The organism is Polyangium mundeleinium (assembly GCF_028369105.1).
Lineage (GTDB): Bacteria > Myxococcota_A > Polyangia > Polyangiales > Polyangiaceae > Polyangium > Polyangium mundeleinium.
In genome coordinates this window covers 12,091,101-12,105,290 of sequence record NZ_JAQNDO010000001.1, presented here as the reverse complement: position 1 = coordinate 12,105,290, position 14,190 = coordinate 12,091,101, and the positions used below count along the sequence as shown (strand labels likewise).

Sequence of the window (14,190 nt, the reverse complement as noted above, 5' to 3'; positions counted from 1 at the left end):
CCTAGCTCCCACCTTGGCCGGACGTGCCGCCGGTGCCCGTGCTCGAATTCCCCGCCGGCGCGCCGGGCGGCCTGTCGCGCGGCTCGGCCTCCATCGCGTCCTCGGGGGCGTCGGGGGAGGCGCCCTTGCCGAAGGCCGGAAAACCGCCGCTGTTGATGTTGACGAGGAGCCCCACGATATCGATGCCCATCGGGTGGAAATCGATGAAGCCGGCCGGTCCCTTGATGGTCAGCCGCAGCCCGGCTTCGAGCACGAGCGTCATCCCCGCCTTGAGGTGGATCTCCTGCCCGGCGTCGAGCGCGTAATCGGCCCCCACCTTCTCCTGCTTGCCCATCTTCACGGTGAGCGAGACGCCGCCGTCGACCTGGCTGCGCTGGTCGAGCAACACGTGCAAATGGTCCTCCGATTCGATGAGCTGCTTGCGCGCGCCCTTCACCACGAGGTCGGACGTGCCGTCCACCGTCTCCATCTTGTTGTGCTGCGTGCGGAGCACCTCGTCGTTCTTGACGAGCTTGTGCAAATCCCGCTCGGCCTGCACGTAGACGCGCTCCGATCCGGCCTTGTCGTCGAATTTGATCTCGTTGTAGCCGCCCGTGGCCGGGGAGGATTGGCTCTTCCACGTGCTCACGGTCATGTCGTCCGGCAGCTTGTACGGCACCTGCTCGATCGCATTGTAGACGCGGCCCGTCACGATCGGCCGATCCGGGTCGCCGTCGAGGAACGTGACGAGCACCTCCTGGCCGACGCGCGGAATCGTGATCATCCCGTACGCCGTGCCGGCCCAGCCCTGGCTGACGCGCATCCAGCACGAGGAGCGGTCGTCGTTTTGGCCCTCGCGATCCCAGGGGAACTGCACGCGGACGCGGCCGAATTCGTCGGTATGGATCTCCTTGCCCGGCGGGCCCACCACGGTCGCGCTCTGCACGCCGAAGACCCGCGGGCGCGGCGTCTTGACCGGCGGACGATACGGCGCGGCGGGGTCGGAGAAGACCGCGGCGCCGCTCATGGTCCATGCGTCGCCCGGCGTGCCTTCCACGGAGAACGACGAGACGAGCAGCCGCTGGCTCGGCGCGAGCGAGGGGTGCAAGTGGTCCTCGATCGTGAAGACCGCGCCGGGGAAGAGGTCGAGGGTGTTCGTGCCGAACGTGATCCGACGTCTGTCGGCGCGCAGCGATTGCAGGCGGCGCGTCGCGAGGTCGGTCCCGTATTTGGGGTCGTGCCGGGCGATGCCCTGATCGTCCGCCACCGGCGTGCCGCCGCCGCCCATCGTGCCCTCCACGAGGAACGCGCCCGGGCCGTAGGTGTATTGTTCGTATTTGCCCTCGGGGCCCGTCGCGGCAGGGGTGGCCTTGCCGAGGAGCTCGAAGGAGGGCTTGCGGAAATCGTGGTCGCGCATCACGTGCGCGCCCGGCCGGACCTCGTGGCCGAGGCGCACGAGCGAGAGGAACTCGCGCTGCGCGGCCTGGTTCGGGTTGTCGACGAAAGGAATGGGCGGGCGCGGCGCCGCCGCGTGCAGCTTGTCGCCGAACGTGAGCACGGAGCCCGCGCCGCCCCGGTCCGAAAACCAGAACGTGATGCCGGCCTCTTCGAGCAGGCGAGAGAGGAACGTGAAATCGCTCTCGCCGTATTGCACCTTGAATTCGAGCTTCGGGTAGAGCCCACGATCGATCTGCCAGGTGGGCTCGACGCCCCATTCGCCGAGGAGCACGTCGGCGATGTCGGGGATGGAGAGGTGCTGGAAGATGCGGTGGTTCGTGCGTTGCGTGAGCAGCCAGAGGTCGGGGACGATGGTCAGGTAATAGGTCGAGAGCCCGGTCTCTTCGGTCTGGGCCTGGCATTGCTCGATGTAGCCGCAGACGCCTTTCCAGGTGCGCGTGCCCTGGTCCTTCACATAGGTCCATCCGGCCACGATGTGGAGGGAGGCGGGTTTGCCGACGATCGCCTCGAGGTCGAGGTCCGGCCGCTGCGCCCGCGCCACGACGGAGACGTGGAAGAGCTCGGAGAGGGCTTCCTGCACGGAGAAGTTGTGCACGGAGAGCTTCGCTCCGCCTGATAACGTGAGTTCGAGGATTGGCATACGGGTCCCCCTTCGATTGCCCGCTCAAGGGGGGAGCGGCTTGGGTTCGTCGTTGCGGGAGATCACCGCGCGATCGGGGTAGATCCGCGAGACGCGCAAGGTGCGGTTCGCGCACTGGAAGATCGGGCCGCCGGGGCCGCGGCGATAAAAGACGCGGGCGTTCTCCTGGAGGTAGAACGACCAGCGCCCGGCCTCGTCGCGCAGGCCGAACACGCAGCCGAAGCCGGTGCAATCGACGAGCTCGAAGGTCCTGCCCGCCCGCGCCTCCTCGTCCGTGACCTGCTGGATGTATTCCGTCACGAGTGGCGGCACGCACGGCTGTCCGAGGAGCTCGCCGCCCATGTAATGGCGCTTGTTGACCTCGACGTATCTCTCGTGCGCGAAGGTCCGGGGGCGGCTCCTGGCGAAGAGCGCGCGCCAGTGCGTGCCGGCGCTGCCCTGCCAGCTCGCCGCGTGCGCGCCCGAATGAAAGATCTCCGGGCGCCGCTGGTCGCCGCGAATGAAGACCGAGCAGCCCGTGAGCTCGGCGGTGAAAAAGACGGGCGGATTGACGTTCGCGCCCGCGTCGTCGTGGACCTCGCCCGCGGGGATGTGCATCGTGACCTGGCCGCCGCCGGGGTTCCACGGCAAATACCAGGTGAGGAAGGTGTCCGCGGCGCGCGGCGTCCCGGGTTCGTAACGTTCGAGGACGAGCTCGTAGGCGAGGTTCCGGTCGACGGTGGGGTTGTGCGTCTTGACGAGCTTCGCCGCGTGCAGGCGTCGGCTCCGCCGGATCTTGTGGCGCTCTTCGTCCGCCAGGCGCTCGGCGTTGTCGTCGTTCAGCGCGAGCAGGGCGTTCGCCACGATGGGCCGCGTCCTGGCGAATTCGATGGCTCCGTGCGCGAGAAACTTCTGTGTGCCGGTGGCGCTGGACATGGGCGCTCGCTCCGGGAGAGAAGCAAACCGGATCTCCTCGGTCCTGGCAAGCGCGTTCGTGAGCGTTGTAAGATTCGCGCATGAGACGTTCGTTCCTTCGTGTTTCTTCGATGGGGTTCACGGCCGTGCTCGTGTCGAGCTGCGTCGGCGAGGGGTACGACGAGTATGCCCCGAAGCCCCCGCCAAACCTTGCGTGCGCCGTGATCCCCTGCGGGGGCAGCGGCGAGGCGTGCGAGCCGTTCGTGATCGAGCCGAACGTCGTCATGGGGGCGCTGACCTCGGACGCCGAGTCGATCGTCCTCCGGCAATACGAGACGCCCGGCTCGGTGCGACGCTTGCCGAAGCCGGGCTGCTCGGCGCCCCTCCTGGACGTCGGGGGCCTGCGGGTCGAATGGGCCGTGGTCTCGCACGATTTCATCGCCTGGACCCAGCGCGGCAATGAGACCACGTGCCTCGGGTCGAATCTCTCCTGGTGCGACCCGAGGGACTGCAATCCCGACGTGATCCCCGTGCTCGGCGAGCAACCCGAGTTCGAAAAGCTCGCCGGGATCACCCTCGGAGGCGATTCTCTCTATTACATGCTCACGGACGGGCTCGTGGGGCGGGTGAAGAAGGGCTCGACGAAATACGAGGCGCTCTGGATCGACCCGGACTACAAGCAGGGAGCGGCGGCCGCGCTGCTCTACGATATCCGCTCCAGCGAGAGCGACGGCCGGCTCTATTTCACGCGCTTCGCGCTGGGGGACGACGTGCCGAACTCGTGCGACGATGGCGAGAAGCCTCTGACCGGCGCGGTGTACTCGATCGATCCGTCGGTCGGCGTGGGCGTCGAGGAGAAGGCGCTCGCGACGGGCCTCAATTACCCGTCGAGCCTCGACGTCTCCGAGGAATACGTGTTTTTCTTCGCGCAGAACAACGCGCTCCTGAACCGCGTACCGAAGGCCGGTGGGGCGGTGGAGTCGTTCGTGCCGACCAGCGGCGAGCTCATCTTCTCGAATGCGGCGACGGACTTCACGCTCGCGGTCTTGCCGCCGATCGAGGTGAGCGGGGACTGGGTCTATTTCGGCGCGTCGACGTACGACGGCGGCAAGGCGATCGCGCGGCTGCCCGTGGGCGGCAAGAACTGGGGAAGCCAGGTGGCCGAGATCGTCGTGCGGCCGACCGGGCCGTTCCATTTTACGGTCGACGACGAGGCGCTCTACTGGATCGAATGCGAGTCGAACGCGGCGTGCAAGACGGGGCGGCTCAAGGCCCTCGTCCTCGCGCCGGCGCCGTGAGCGCTCGGAGCGAGGCGAATCGAGCGCGACTTCGCCGCGGTCAGTTCGGCTCCCGCACGGCGTCCCCGCGGAGCTGCACCACCACGTCGCCCCGCTTGACCTCGACGATCCGGGCCTCCTCGCCGAGCGCGAGGAACGAGACGACATCGCCGCGCTGGAGGTTTTTCGCCTCCGCCGCCGGGACCGTGACCGGCTTGTGCCGCTCCGACTCGACGGTCACCGGTCGCCAGTTGCAGACCTCCTCGTAGTCGAGCCTGCCGTCCCTGTGAATGCGGGAGATCCGGTTCGTGGTGCGGCAGTTGTACGCCTCCTGCGATGGGTGGCGGTCCTTCTCGAACGTGATCTTCACGCCCTTGCCCCCGGCGGCGGGCTGCACGCTCCCCACGGGGAACGCGCTGGCGCGCGGGGATCCGAGGCCGCTGCCGTCGAGCGCCTTCGCGTACGTCGGCAGGCGCAAATCGACATGGAAGAACGCACGGTCTTTGAAGCGAAATCCGGTCGTGCCCCCCGCGAGGGTCCGCGCCGTCTGCTCGTCGATGCCGTTCTCCTTGGCCTTCTGGTACTTGGCGGAGGCCTCGCGCATCCGGCTGAGCTCGGCGTATTGCGCCGCCGTGATGGCTTGGATGAAGCCGCCGACGTAGCTGCCTTCCCTTTCGTGCATGTGCGACTCCACGTGCGCGTCGAGCCTCTTGCCCTCCGCCACCGCGAGGAGCGCCAGTTCGCGCGTCGTGTGGGCCCAGAGCGGCCGGCCCCTGCAATCGAGCGTTCCGCATTTCGCCACGAAGCGGCTCCGGAGATCCACGAACGAAGGCGCGAGCGCCGCGGCCGCCTCCGCATTGCCGCGGGCCTTCTCGGACTTCGCGAGGAGCTCGTCGAGCTCGGCGTAGAGCTCGGTGTACGCCTCGTAGTGCTTGCTCCGCGACGCATGCACGTCGAGGGGGATCTTCACGTACACCGTCATCTCCTCGGGCGCGAGCCCCGCCGCGCGGGCCCTCTGCGCGGCGCCGTCGAACTGCGCGAGGAACGTCGTCTTGACCTCCGCGGGCACGGCGATGCGCGCGAGCGCGGCCGAGAGGTCTTCACGACGGATCAGCGACGCATAAAAAAGCACGAGGCCCTGATACCGCGCGTCCTTGTAATGCCGCTCGTGCTGGAAGCGCGCGGCGACCTCGTCGTTCCCGATGATCACCGCGCTGAGCGCGGCCGAGACGATATCGAGGTCGCGATCGTCGAGGGAGAGGTACACCTTCTCGGGGTCGAGCGGCTTGATCCGGTTCCATTGGCGGGTCTCGTGCCCGAGCCGCCCCTTCTTCATGTGCCGCGCGCACGTCGCGAGGAGGAGCTGCGCCTCGGGGGACGTGTCCTCCCCAATCGGGAACTTCTTCTCGTTGTGGTTGTAATCGCTCTCCGGGTCGTGGTCGTCGAGATCGTAATAGACGCGACGACACGCCTCGCCCTCGTACGTGCCGGCCCCCGTCGTCTCGCCGCCGCCCCCTGGTCGGAGCACGCCGTTGAAACCGGCACAGCCGCTCGTCGATCCGAGGATCCCGAGAAGGACCACGGTCGAGCCGAGGAGGGATGTACGCGAGGTCGTCGTGCCGCTCATGGCGGCGGTAGAGTTGAGTTTCGAACGCGCGTCAACCGGGTCCGGGTGAAGAAACCCCGCTTTCCCCTCAGAGCGTGACCTCGCGCAAGGAGATGCGGTTCTTGTCGTACACGCCGAGCCCGAGCTCGCTCGCGATGCGGATGTACGTGGGTTCGCGGCCGGCGTCCTTGAGCGTCGGCAGGCCGCTCTCCTTGCGCCACTGCTCGAGGATGCCCCAGCCGAGCGTGTCCATCGCGACGGGGTCCGTCGTCGCGTAGACGGCCTCGTGCAAGACGCGGCGCTTCTTGTTTTTGTCGAGCGGGCCCTCGTCGTAGATGAGCTTGAAGCCGTCGATGATGTGCAAACGCACGCGGCTCCTCACGACGTCCTGCGCGTAGAGCTCGGCGATCTGCGGGCTCGCGTTGTGCTGGTGGAAGGCGTGCGGGTTGATCGTCGCGCCGTGCGTGATGTTCTTGAGGCAACCCGTGAAGCCGCAGATCGAGTGATCCTTGATCAAGCCGAGGTTGATCACGGCCGTCGCCTCGGTGAAGGGTCGGACGAACTTCGTCGGGATGCCCATCACGCTCCGCTCGGGCATCGTCGCGTCTTCGTTCTCGTGCACGGCCGTCGCGATGCCCGCGGGCAGCGCCGGGTCGGGGCCCTTGTGGCGATCCCAGATGCGCGTGCCCTCCAGGAACTTCGGGTACTGCTCGAAGATCATGATCTGGCTGGCAGGAACGCCGGCCGCCATGACGCCGCGGACGACCTCGAGGATGAGCTCGCGGTTCGTGGCCATCGTCGCGCCCTTCTGGCCCGCGATGCCGTTCGGCTTGATGGCGACCTTGTCGTCCTTGTGGACGAACTTGGCGAAGGCTTCGCCGAGATCACTCTTGCCCGTGAGCTCGGCCATGACGCGCTCGAGCATGACCTTGGCCGCGCCCTCGGTGGGCCAGAGGCCGTTCGGCTGCATCACGTTCGACTTCGCGACCTTGGCGACCTTCCCGGGGATCGAGAGGGGCACGAAGCCCGCGGGCGGTTGGGCGACGAGGCCGGAGCCCGCCGCGAGCGCGTGATCAGCGCCGAGCAGCGCCGCGCCGGTCAGCGCAGCGCCGAGGAAGGTGCGACGCGAGAAGGCCTCGGGGTACGGGGAAAAACGCCGGTCGGACATGGTCACCTGCTCCCGCGCCATCGTAGCGCAGGTCGAGGCCGAGGTCGCTCTTGCACGCGGGGGCTACGCTCGGACCAGCCGAGCTATGCCCCCGAACCCCCGATGGCGTCGCCACCCGGCCGCCATGGCGGCGCCACCCCCACGCGGATCCTTTGCACGCCAAAGGGCCGCGCTTTCCCGCGTTCCGTCCGTCGGCACGAAGATCGCCAAGGAGCCCGCCGAGGAGGCTCTCGGTGGAACGTTCAGCAGACGACAAGCAGGTCGGGGCGCGGGGGCAGGCGTTTTTCGGGTCGATCGGGGCGCGGCTGCGCGGGTCGGCATGGACGCCGCTCGCAGGGAAGGTCGCGCTCGGGGCGCTCGGGTTTCTGGCGCTCGCGTTCGTGGGCTCGGGCGCGGCGGCGGATTTGATGCCCCGTCGCGTCGGGGCTTACCTCGGTCCGCCGGCGACGAGCGCGAGCGCGGCGGCGCCGGTGTCGGTGGGGGTCGCGGATGCGGGCGCGGGAGCGGATGCGGATGCGGGCGCGGGAGCGGGAGCGGATGCGGCAGCGGCAGCGGCAGCGGATGCGGGCGTGGAGGCGGGCGCGCCGATCGCCGCGGTGACAGCCGATGGGAGAGTGATCCTGAACCTCGCGACGGAGGAGGATCTGCGGAAGCTGCCGGGCATCGGGGCCACGAAGGCGAAGGCGATCCTCGCGCTGCGGGCGAAGCTCGGGCGGTTCAAGCGGCCGGAGGATCTCCTCCGGGTGAAGGGCCTCGGGCGAAAGTCGCTCGCGCGGCTCCGGCCCAAGCTCCTGATCGACCCGCCGTAGCGGTCGAGAAAGGGCGTGCCAGACTGCGCGCCCATGCGAACGCGCCCCTTCGCCGTCCTCGTCTCGATCGCCGTCGCCGCGTGTTCCCAGGAGCCAGCCGGGGACGCGGCAGCGCCCGCACGAACCGGGACACCCGCGCCGCCGTCCGCCGCGCCGCCGCCCCCCGAGGCCGTCGCCGCGCCCGACGATCTCGACATCGCCGCGCTGAAGAAGGCGCTCACGTGCGCGGCCGACGCGAAGAGCGGTCCGTGCGCGGTGGTCAACGCGTTCGGGTCGTGCAAGCCGTGGAACCCGGTCGTGCCTTCCGGCGACGGTCGATGGATCGGCCGGGGCTACCGCGTCGAGGGCGGCAAGACGAGCGACGAGTTCACCATCGTCCGGTCGCGCCGCGTGCCTTCGAACGAGGTCGGCCCGGGGCAGCTCCCGGCGAAGGTCGGCATCAGCGACATCGCCAAGCAGGAGGGCTCGGCGTTTTCCCAGGCGGACCGGCTGATCCGCACCCTCGAACGGTCGGACGTGCCGCCGCGGAGCAACATGGCGCTCGACTATTTGAAGAAGCGCGCGTCGTGGCCCGAGGGGTTCACCATGAAGACCGTCGGGGGTCAGGTGTACGTCGCGTCCGAGGGAGGCACGTTCGTCTGCCAGGGACCCAAGCAGGAGCTTTACCTGGTCCAGCGCGCCGCGACGCGCGGCAAACCGGGCGACGGGCTCTACGCCACGGCCTACCCCGTGAGCTGGTAAAACCAGGCACCGGGCGCGCAGGCCGGACGAGGAGGGCGCGGGCCGGGCGTGAGGAAGCCCTACGCGGCGTTGCGCCTGTGCTAAGGACGCGGCGTGTCCCGCCCCGATGGCCGTAGCCCCGCCGAACCTCGCTCCGTCGAGATCGTCCCGCACTTCCACCGCAACGCGGAGGGCTCCGTGCTCTACCGCGCCGGCGGGACGGTCGTGCTTTGCACCGCGTCGATCGACGCCGTCGTGCCCGCATGGATGGCGGGCAAAGGCAAAGGCTGGTTGACGGCCGAGTACCAGATGCATCCGCGGGCGAGCCGCGCGCGGCGGGAAGCGCGTGAAGGGCGCGGCAAGTCGCCGAGCGGGCGGACGCAGGAGATCCAGCGGCTCATCGGGCGCGCGCTGCGCAGCGCGATCGACCTCGAAGCGATCGGCGAGCGCACGATCGTGATCGACTGCGACGTGCTGGAGGCGGACGGCGGGACGCGGACGGCGTCGGTGACCGGAGGCTTCGTGGCCATGGCGCTCGCGCTCGCGAAGCTGCGCGCGTCGAGCGTGGTCGCGCCGGTGCTGCGTGATCAGGTGGCCGCGATCAGCGTGGGTCACGTCGGCGGTGAGGCAATGCTCGATCTCGTCTACGAAGAGGACAGCCAGGCGCGCGTGGATCTGAACGTCGTGGCCACGGCGCGCGGCGCGATCGTCGAAGTGCAAGCGACGGCCGAGGGCGAGGCGCTCGAACGGCGCGCGCTCGACGGCATGATCGATGTCGGGCTCGCGGGCGTCGCAGAGCTCGTGACGATGCAACGAAGCGCGCTCACGGCCGCAGGCGTCGAGCTCGCTTCGCTGTTCCAGGCGGGGAGGTTCGCATGAGCGAGCCGAACCTGCCGCTCTCGATCCTCGTTGCCACGACGAACCGCGGAAAGCTCGCGGAGCTTCTGGCGATCTTCGCCGACCTGCCCATCAAGCTCCTGCCGCTCTCGCAGGTGCTGCCCGATCTGCCGCCGATCATCGAGGACGGCGCGACGTTCGTGGACAACGCCCTGATCAAGGCGCGCACGGCGTCCGAGGCCGCGATGATGGTGACGCTCGCGGAGGACGCGGGGCTCGAGGTCGACGCGCTCGCGGGTCGTCCCGGCGTGCGCTCGGCGCGCTTCGCCAAGGAAGGCGCGACCGACTCGGAGAACAACGCGGCGCTGCTCGCGGCGCTCGAAGAGATCGACGACGAGCACCGCACGGCGCGCTTCCGCTGCACGATGGTGCTGCTCGATCCGTGGAACGAGGTGCAGCCCGAGGTCATCTGCGAGGGCCGCTGCGAGGGGACGATCGCGCAGCAGGCGCGCGGCGCGGGCGGCTTCGGATACGATCCGCTCTTCATCGTCAAAGGCGACGGTCGCACGATGGCGGAGCTCGGCGACGACGAGAAGAACCGCATCAGCCACCGCGCCGAAGCAGCGCGCGCGATGCGGCCCGTGCTGGAGGCGTTGATCGAGAATCGGCGCGCGACGACGACGCGCGTGGTAGGCGAGCGGTGAACGGCAAGGAGCGCAAGCGCCCGCCGAAGGTGGAGGAGTGGCGCGGCGTCGGCAGCCTCGGGACCATCGGGCTCGAGGTCGTCCTGTCGATCGCGTTCGGCTACTTCGGCGGCCGCTGGCTCGACGGCAAGTTCGGCACCGAGCCGTACCTCGCGGTCCTCGGCTTCTGCTTCGGCATCGGCGCGGCCGTGAGGGCGTTTCAGCGCGCGCTCCGCGAGATGAAGGCCCAGGCCGAGCGCGAGGAGCGCGAGCAGGGCAATCCGCTTCCGCGCTACGACGCGCCCGACGAGCGCAAGGACGAGGCGCCGATCACGAGCGCGAGCGACGAAGACACGAACGTCGCGAAGGACGACGAAGGCGCGAGCGACGGCGAATCCGACGGGAGGCGAGGCGGATGAGCGACGCGGAAAAGCCTTCCAAGCTCGACGCGCCGATGCGCGGGGCGCTCGCCGGGGTGATCGGGTCGGCGGTCGTCTTGACGATCGGCTCGTTTGCGCTCGGCGGGCCGCGGTTCGGGATCGGCGTGGCCATCGGCGGGGCGCTGGCGCCCGTGAACCTGTGGGTGTTCGCGCAGGTGGGCGAGGCGTTTTTGTCCCGGCGGGGAAACACCGCGCCCTGGGCGGTCATCGCCACGTTGAAGCTCGCGCTTTTGCTGGGCGGGGTTTGGCTCATTCTGCGCAGCGGGATTGCGTCGGGCCTCTCCCTCATCGTGGGGTATGGGGCGCTGCCCATCGGGATCACGGTGGGGACGCTGTTTGGCCCGAAGCCCCCGGACGACTTCCCGGAGGGTGATCCAAAGCGCAGATCTTTCGGGGACGCGCCGCGCAAAGATGTGCTAAAGGCGAGGCCCGCCGACGAGGGGGACCCCTCGAACGAGCCCTGAGATCGAGCAGCGAGTACGAGTTCGAGATTGGAGCGCTCCGGTGATGGAGCGACGACGGTCATGCCCGAGCATACTGGTTTTCTGACCTTCCTCCTGGCCCACCTCCCTGGTCTCCGCGAGAACGCGAAGAACCTCGGCTACAGCTTCATCGGTCACGAGCCGATGAGCTACCACTCGGTCGAGCCGATCTTCGCGAGCCTGCTCATCGTCATCGTGTTCATCGCGATGGCGATGTCGGTGCGCTCGAAGTTCCGGCGGCTCGACGAGTCGGTGGTCCCGGACGATCGCCTCAGCCTGCGCACGTTCTTCGAGGCGTTCTTTGGCTACTTCTACGACATGGCCAAGGACGTGATGGGGCCGGAGAACGCCAAGCGGTACTTCCCGCTGATCGGCGGCGCCGCGGGCTTCATCTTCTTCTCGAACGTCTCGGGCCTGATCCCCGGCTTCTCGCCGCCCACGTCCAGCCTGAACGTCACGCTCGGCTGCGCGCTGCTCGTCTTCCTCTCCTTCAACATCTGGGGCATCAAGGAGAACGGCTGGAGCTACATCGCGCACCTCGCGGGGCCGAAGTGGTACCTCGCGCCGCTCATCTTCCCGATCGAGGTCATCTCGACGTGCGTCCGTCCGATCACGCTCAGCGTGCGTCTGATGGTCAACATCGCGGTCGACCACCTCATCGCCTCGGTCTTCTTCGGTCTCGTGGCGATCTTCCTGCCGCTGCCCGTGATGATGCTCGGGCTCATCGTGATCGTCGTGCAGACGCTGGTGTTCTGCCTGCTCAGCAGCATCTACATCGGCCTCGCCACGGAGCACCACCACGCAGACCACCACTGAGGCGCCCCCACCGGAAGATCGCGGTGGAATCCTCAAAAAGTCCCTAGCCAAACCGTCAGATTCGGATTAGAGCGGGGCCGCCCGAAGCGAAGCCCCCGAGCCCTCGAGGACGTGAGACCGAAGAGTCGGTCCCCCCGAACCCCGCGGGTCGTCTCGATTGATGCATGCAGCCCCCCATGGGGGCGCGTGGCCTGAAAGGAGCAGAATCGGATGTCTCTCAAGAGCAAGCTCACCCTGTCCACGCTGGTCGCCACCGCGCTGGCCCTCGTTCCCAGCATGGCGTTCGCGCAGGATGCTGCTGCTTCGAACAAGTTCGACACGAGCGGCATGATCGCGCTGGCCGCCGGCCTCGCGATCGGCATCGCCGCCCTCGGCGGTACGCTCGGTCAGGGCCGCGCCGCTGCGGCCGCCCTCGAGGGCATCTCGCGCAACCCGGGCGCCGCAGCGCGTATCCAGACGCCGATGATTCTCGGCCTGGCGCTCATCGAGTCGCTCGTGCTCTTCGCGCTGATCATCGCGTTCTTGCTCCAGGGCAAGATCCCGCAGCTCTGATCAGACAGGCCGCGCGCGGACTTCACCGGGCCGCGAAGCAGGGCGTCGAGGAAGCTCGGCGCCCTGCTGCGCATGTGGCGGCCTGATGCAGTTGGCGGCTAACGGAGGTGGCGGAGCACGTCGAGGACGACGTGCCCGAACATCACGAGCACGCCGAAGACGAGGAGCGTGATGCCGAGCGGGTCCTTCCGATCCGTTTGAAGCAGCCACGTCCCCGCGAAGACGAAGGTCGCCACGACGAGGCCCGCGAAGAGGCGACGTCCAAGGCGATCGACCGTCCGCGGGAGGGTCGGATCGGTGGTGCGTAAGGTCAGCCGCCCGAGGCGCAGGTCGTCGAAGATCTCGCGGAGCTGCTGCGGCATGTCGTAGGCAGCGCCGGAAAGGCGCTCGACGCCGCGCCAGAGCTCCATGCCGATGCGCTCGGGCGAGTAACGTTTGCGCAGGAGATCGAGGAAAAACGGACGAGCGACGCCAAAGACGTCGAGGTCCGGATCGATCTCCTTGCCAACGCCTTCGATCGTCATGATCGCCTTGCCGACGAGCAGGAAGTCGGGCGGGATCTCGATGCCGTATTTGGCCGCGCCGCGCATGAGGTCGCTGATCATCGCGGCCACGTCGATCTCCTTGAGCGGCCTGCCGACGTACTTCTCGGCCAAGAGGCTCACCTCGGCGCGGTAGGCGCGCATGTCGATCTTCTTCGTCGGCGTGCCAATCGCGTAGAGCGCGTCCGCGACGCCGAGGTGGTCCTGACGAACCGCCGCGATCATCAGGTCGAGCGTCTTGTCGCGCATCTCCGGCGACAAACGGCCGACCATGCCGAGATCGATGAGCCCGATCGTGGGGCTGTCAGGATCGCCGGAGATCAAGATGTTTCCAGGGTGCGGGTCCGCGTGGAAAAACCCGTCCTCGAAGATCATCTTCACGACGATGCCGACCGCGGCCTGCGCGATCGCCGGGCCCTTGTGCCCATGGTGGCGGATCTCGTCGTAGACCTTTCCGCCGGGGAGGAGCTCCAGCGTGAGCACGGTCTTCGAGGAGGCCTCGCGGTAGACACGCGGGAAACGCGCGTGCGGGTGGCCCGCGAAGTTCCGCGCGAACTTCTCGGCGTGTTCGGCCTCGAGCGCGAAGTCGAGCTCGCTCGTGATCGCACGGTCGAACTGATCGACGAGCGCCGAGGGTTGGTACAAGGACGATTCGGGGATCGTGCGCTCGATGAGCTTCGCGAGCGCATGCAAGAGTTCGAGGTCACGCGCGACGGTCGTGCGCACGCCGGGTCGCTGCACCTTCACGACGACCTCTTGCGGGCCATCCGCGTGCTTGAGCACGGCGCGGTGCACCTGGCCGATCGAGGCCGCGGCGAGAGGTTTTTCCTCGAAGCCCTCGTAGACGTCCTCGATCGGCGCGCCGAGCGAGGCCTCGACCGCGCCCTTGATGTCGCTCCACGGGAGCGGGTTCACCTCGTCCTGGAGCTTCTTCAGTTCGAGGATCCAGTCGTTCGGCAGGACGTCGGGGCGCGTGGAGGCGATCTGGCCGAGCTTCACGAACGAGGGGCCGAGATCCATGCACACGAGCCGCACGCGCTCGGGCAGCGAGATGCGCCGTCGTTCTTCCTCGCCGCGCTTCGCGTCGGCCTCGGGCGCCTCGACCGCCTCGACCAGCGCGTCGCTCGCGTCGCTGCCTGCGGGGAGTTCGGGCAAGGTTTGCGCGCGTCCACGACCGCCGAGCCCGAGCCGCTGCGCGAGCTCGCCGAAGCCGTGACGAACGAGCACGACGTAGATCTGGCGCAGGCGGCCGAGATCACGAACAGCGTTGACGATCGAGACCATGCG

The 14,190-nt window shown here is 68.4% G+C and carries 14 protein-coding genes; 9 read left to right on the top strand and 5 right to left on the bottom strand.

Annotated features, from left to right (window positions below; translation table 11 throughout):
- Position 1 precedes the first annotated feature (1 nt).
- Positions 2-2,077: a type VI secretion system Vgr family protein gene (locus POL67_RS47880; RefSeq protein ID WP_271928647.1), complete on the bottom strand. Its 2,076-nt coding sequence runs from the start codon at positions 2,075-2,077 to the stop codon at positions 2-4.
- A 24-nt stretch (positions 2,078-2,101) separates the two neighbouring features.
- Entirely contained in the window at positions 2,102-2,992 is an 891-nt protein-coding gene (locus POL67_RS47875) for a hypothetical protein (protein WP_271928644.1), read from the bottom strand.
- A gap of 80 nt (positions 2,993-3,072) precedes the next feature.
- On the opposite strand from POL67_RS47875, the gene POL67_RS47870 reads away from it, so the two are divergent.
- Entirely contained in the window at positions 3,073-4,269 is a 1,197-nt protein-coding gene (locus POL67_RS47870; protein WP_271928642.1) for a hypothetical protein, read from the top strand.
- Between the two features lie 40 nt (positions 4,270-4,309).
- Here POL67_RS47870 and POL67_RS47865 read toward each other — a convergent pair whose 3' ends face one another.
- On the bottom strand, positions 4,310-5,875 hold the full coding sequence (locus POL67_RS47865; RefSeq protein ID WP_271928640.1) for a hypothetical protein: 1,566 nt from the start codon (positions 5,873-5,875) through the stop codon (positions 4,310-4,312).
- Between the two features lie 67 nt (positions 5,876-5,942).
- Entirely contained in the window at positions 5,943-7,022 is a 1,080-nt protein-coding gene (locus tag POL67_RS47860; RefSeq protein WP_271928638.1) for a DUF362 domain-containing protein, read from the bottom strand.
- A 233-nt stretch (positions 7,023-7,255) separates the two neighbouring features.
- On the opposite strand from POL67_RS47860, the gene POL67_RS47855 reads away from it, so the two are divergent.
- The 8 genes from POL67_RS47855 to POL67_RS47820 all read left to right on the top strand — a co-directional run bounded on the left by POL67_RS47855 (position 7,256) and on the right by POL67_RS47820 (position 12,361).
- Positions 7,256-7,831 (top strand): ComEA family DNA-binding protein, encoded by a 576-nt coding sequence (locus tag POL67_RS47855; protein ID WP_271928635.1) that lies wholly within the window; start codon positions 7,256-7,258, stop codon positions 7,829-7,831.
- A gap of 33 nt (positions 7,832-7,864) precedes the next feature.
- Complete coding sequence (locus tag POL67_RS47850) at positions 7,865-8,572, top strand: hypothetical protein (protein ID WP_271928633.1); 708 nt, start codon at positions 7,865-7,867, stop codon at positions 8,570-8,572.
- A gap of 93 nt (positions 8,573-8,665) precedes the next feature.
- Positions 8,666-9,430 carry a ribonuclease PH gene (gene rph / locus POL67_RS47845; protein WP_271928630.1) on the top strand — a complete coding sequence of 255 codons (765 nt, stop codon included), beginning with the start codon at positions 8,666-8,668 and terminating at the stop codon, positions 9,428-9,430.
- Positions 9,427-10,092, top strand: coding sequence for an RdgB/HAM1 family non-canonical purine NTP pyrophosphatase (gene rdgB, locus POL67_RS47840; protein ID WP_271928627.1), 666 nt, complete (start codon positions 9,427-9,429; stop codon positions 10,090-10,092). The genes rph and rdgB overlap by 4 nt, the downstream gene beginning before the upstream one ends.
- Positions 10,089-10,490 carry an AtpZ/AtpI family protein gene (locus POL67_RS47835; protein WP_271928624.1) on the top strand — a complete coding sequence of 134 codons (402 nt, stop codon included), beginning with the start codon at positions 10,089-10,091 and terminating at the stop codon, positions 10,488-10,490. The genes rdgB and POL67_RS47835 overlap by 4 nt, the downstream gene beginning before the upstream one ends.
- Positions 10,487-10,975: an ATP synthase subunit I gene (locus POL67_RS47830; RefSeq protein WP_271928622.1), complete on the top strand. Its 489-nt coding sequence runs from the start codon at positions 10,487-10,489 to the stop codon at positions 10,973-10,975. The genes POL67_RS47835 and POL67_RS47830 overlap by 4 nt, the downstream gene beginning before the upstream one ends.
- A gap of 60 nt (positions 10,976-11,035) precedes the next feature.
- Positions 11,036-11,809 carry a F0F1 ATP synthase subunit A gene (atpB, locus tag POL67_RS47825; protein WP_271928620.1) on the top strand — a complete coding sequence of 258 codons (774 nt, stop codon included), beginning with the start codon at positions 11,036-11,038 and terminating at the stop codon, positions 11,807-11,809.
- Positions 11,810-12,019: 210 nt separating this feature from the next.
- Positions 12,020-12,361 (top strand): ATP synthase F0 subunit C, encoded by a 342-nt coding sequence (locus tag POL67_RS47820; RefSeq protein ID WP_136928778.1) that lies wholly within the window; start codon positions 12,020-12,022, stop codon positions 12,359-12,361.
- 98 nt (positions 12,362-12,459) lie between these two features.
- Here POL67_RS47820 and POL67_RS47815 read toward each other — a convergent pair whose 3' ends face one another.
- The gene (locus POL67_RS47815; RefSeq protein ID WP_271928615.1) at positions 12,460-14,187 is read right to left on the bottom strand and encodes an ABC1 kinase family protein; all 1,728 of its coding nucleotides are present in this window, start codon (positions 14,185-14,187) and stop codon (positions 12,460-12,462) included.
- Between the last annotated feature and the right edge of the window lie 3 nt (positions 14,188-14,190).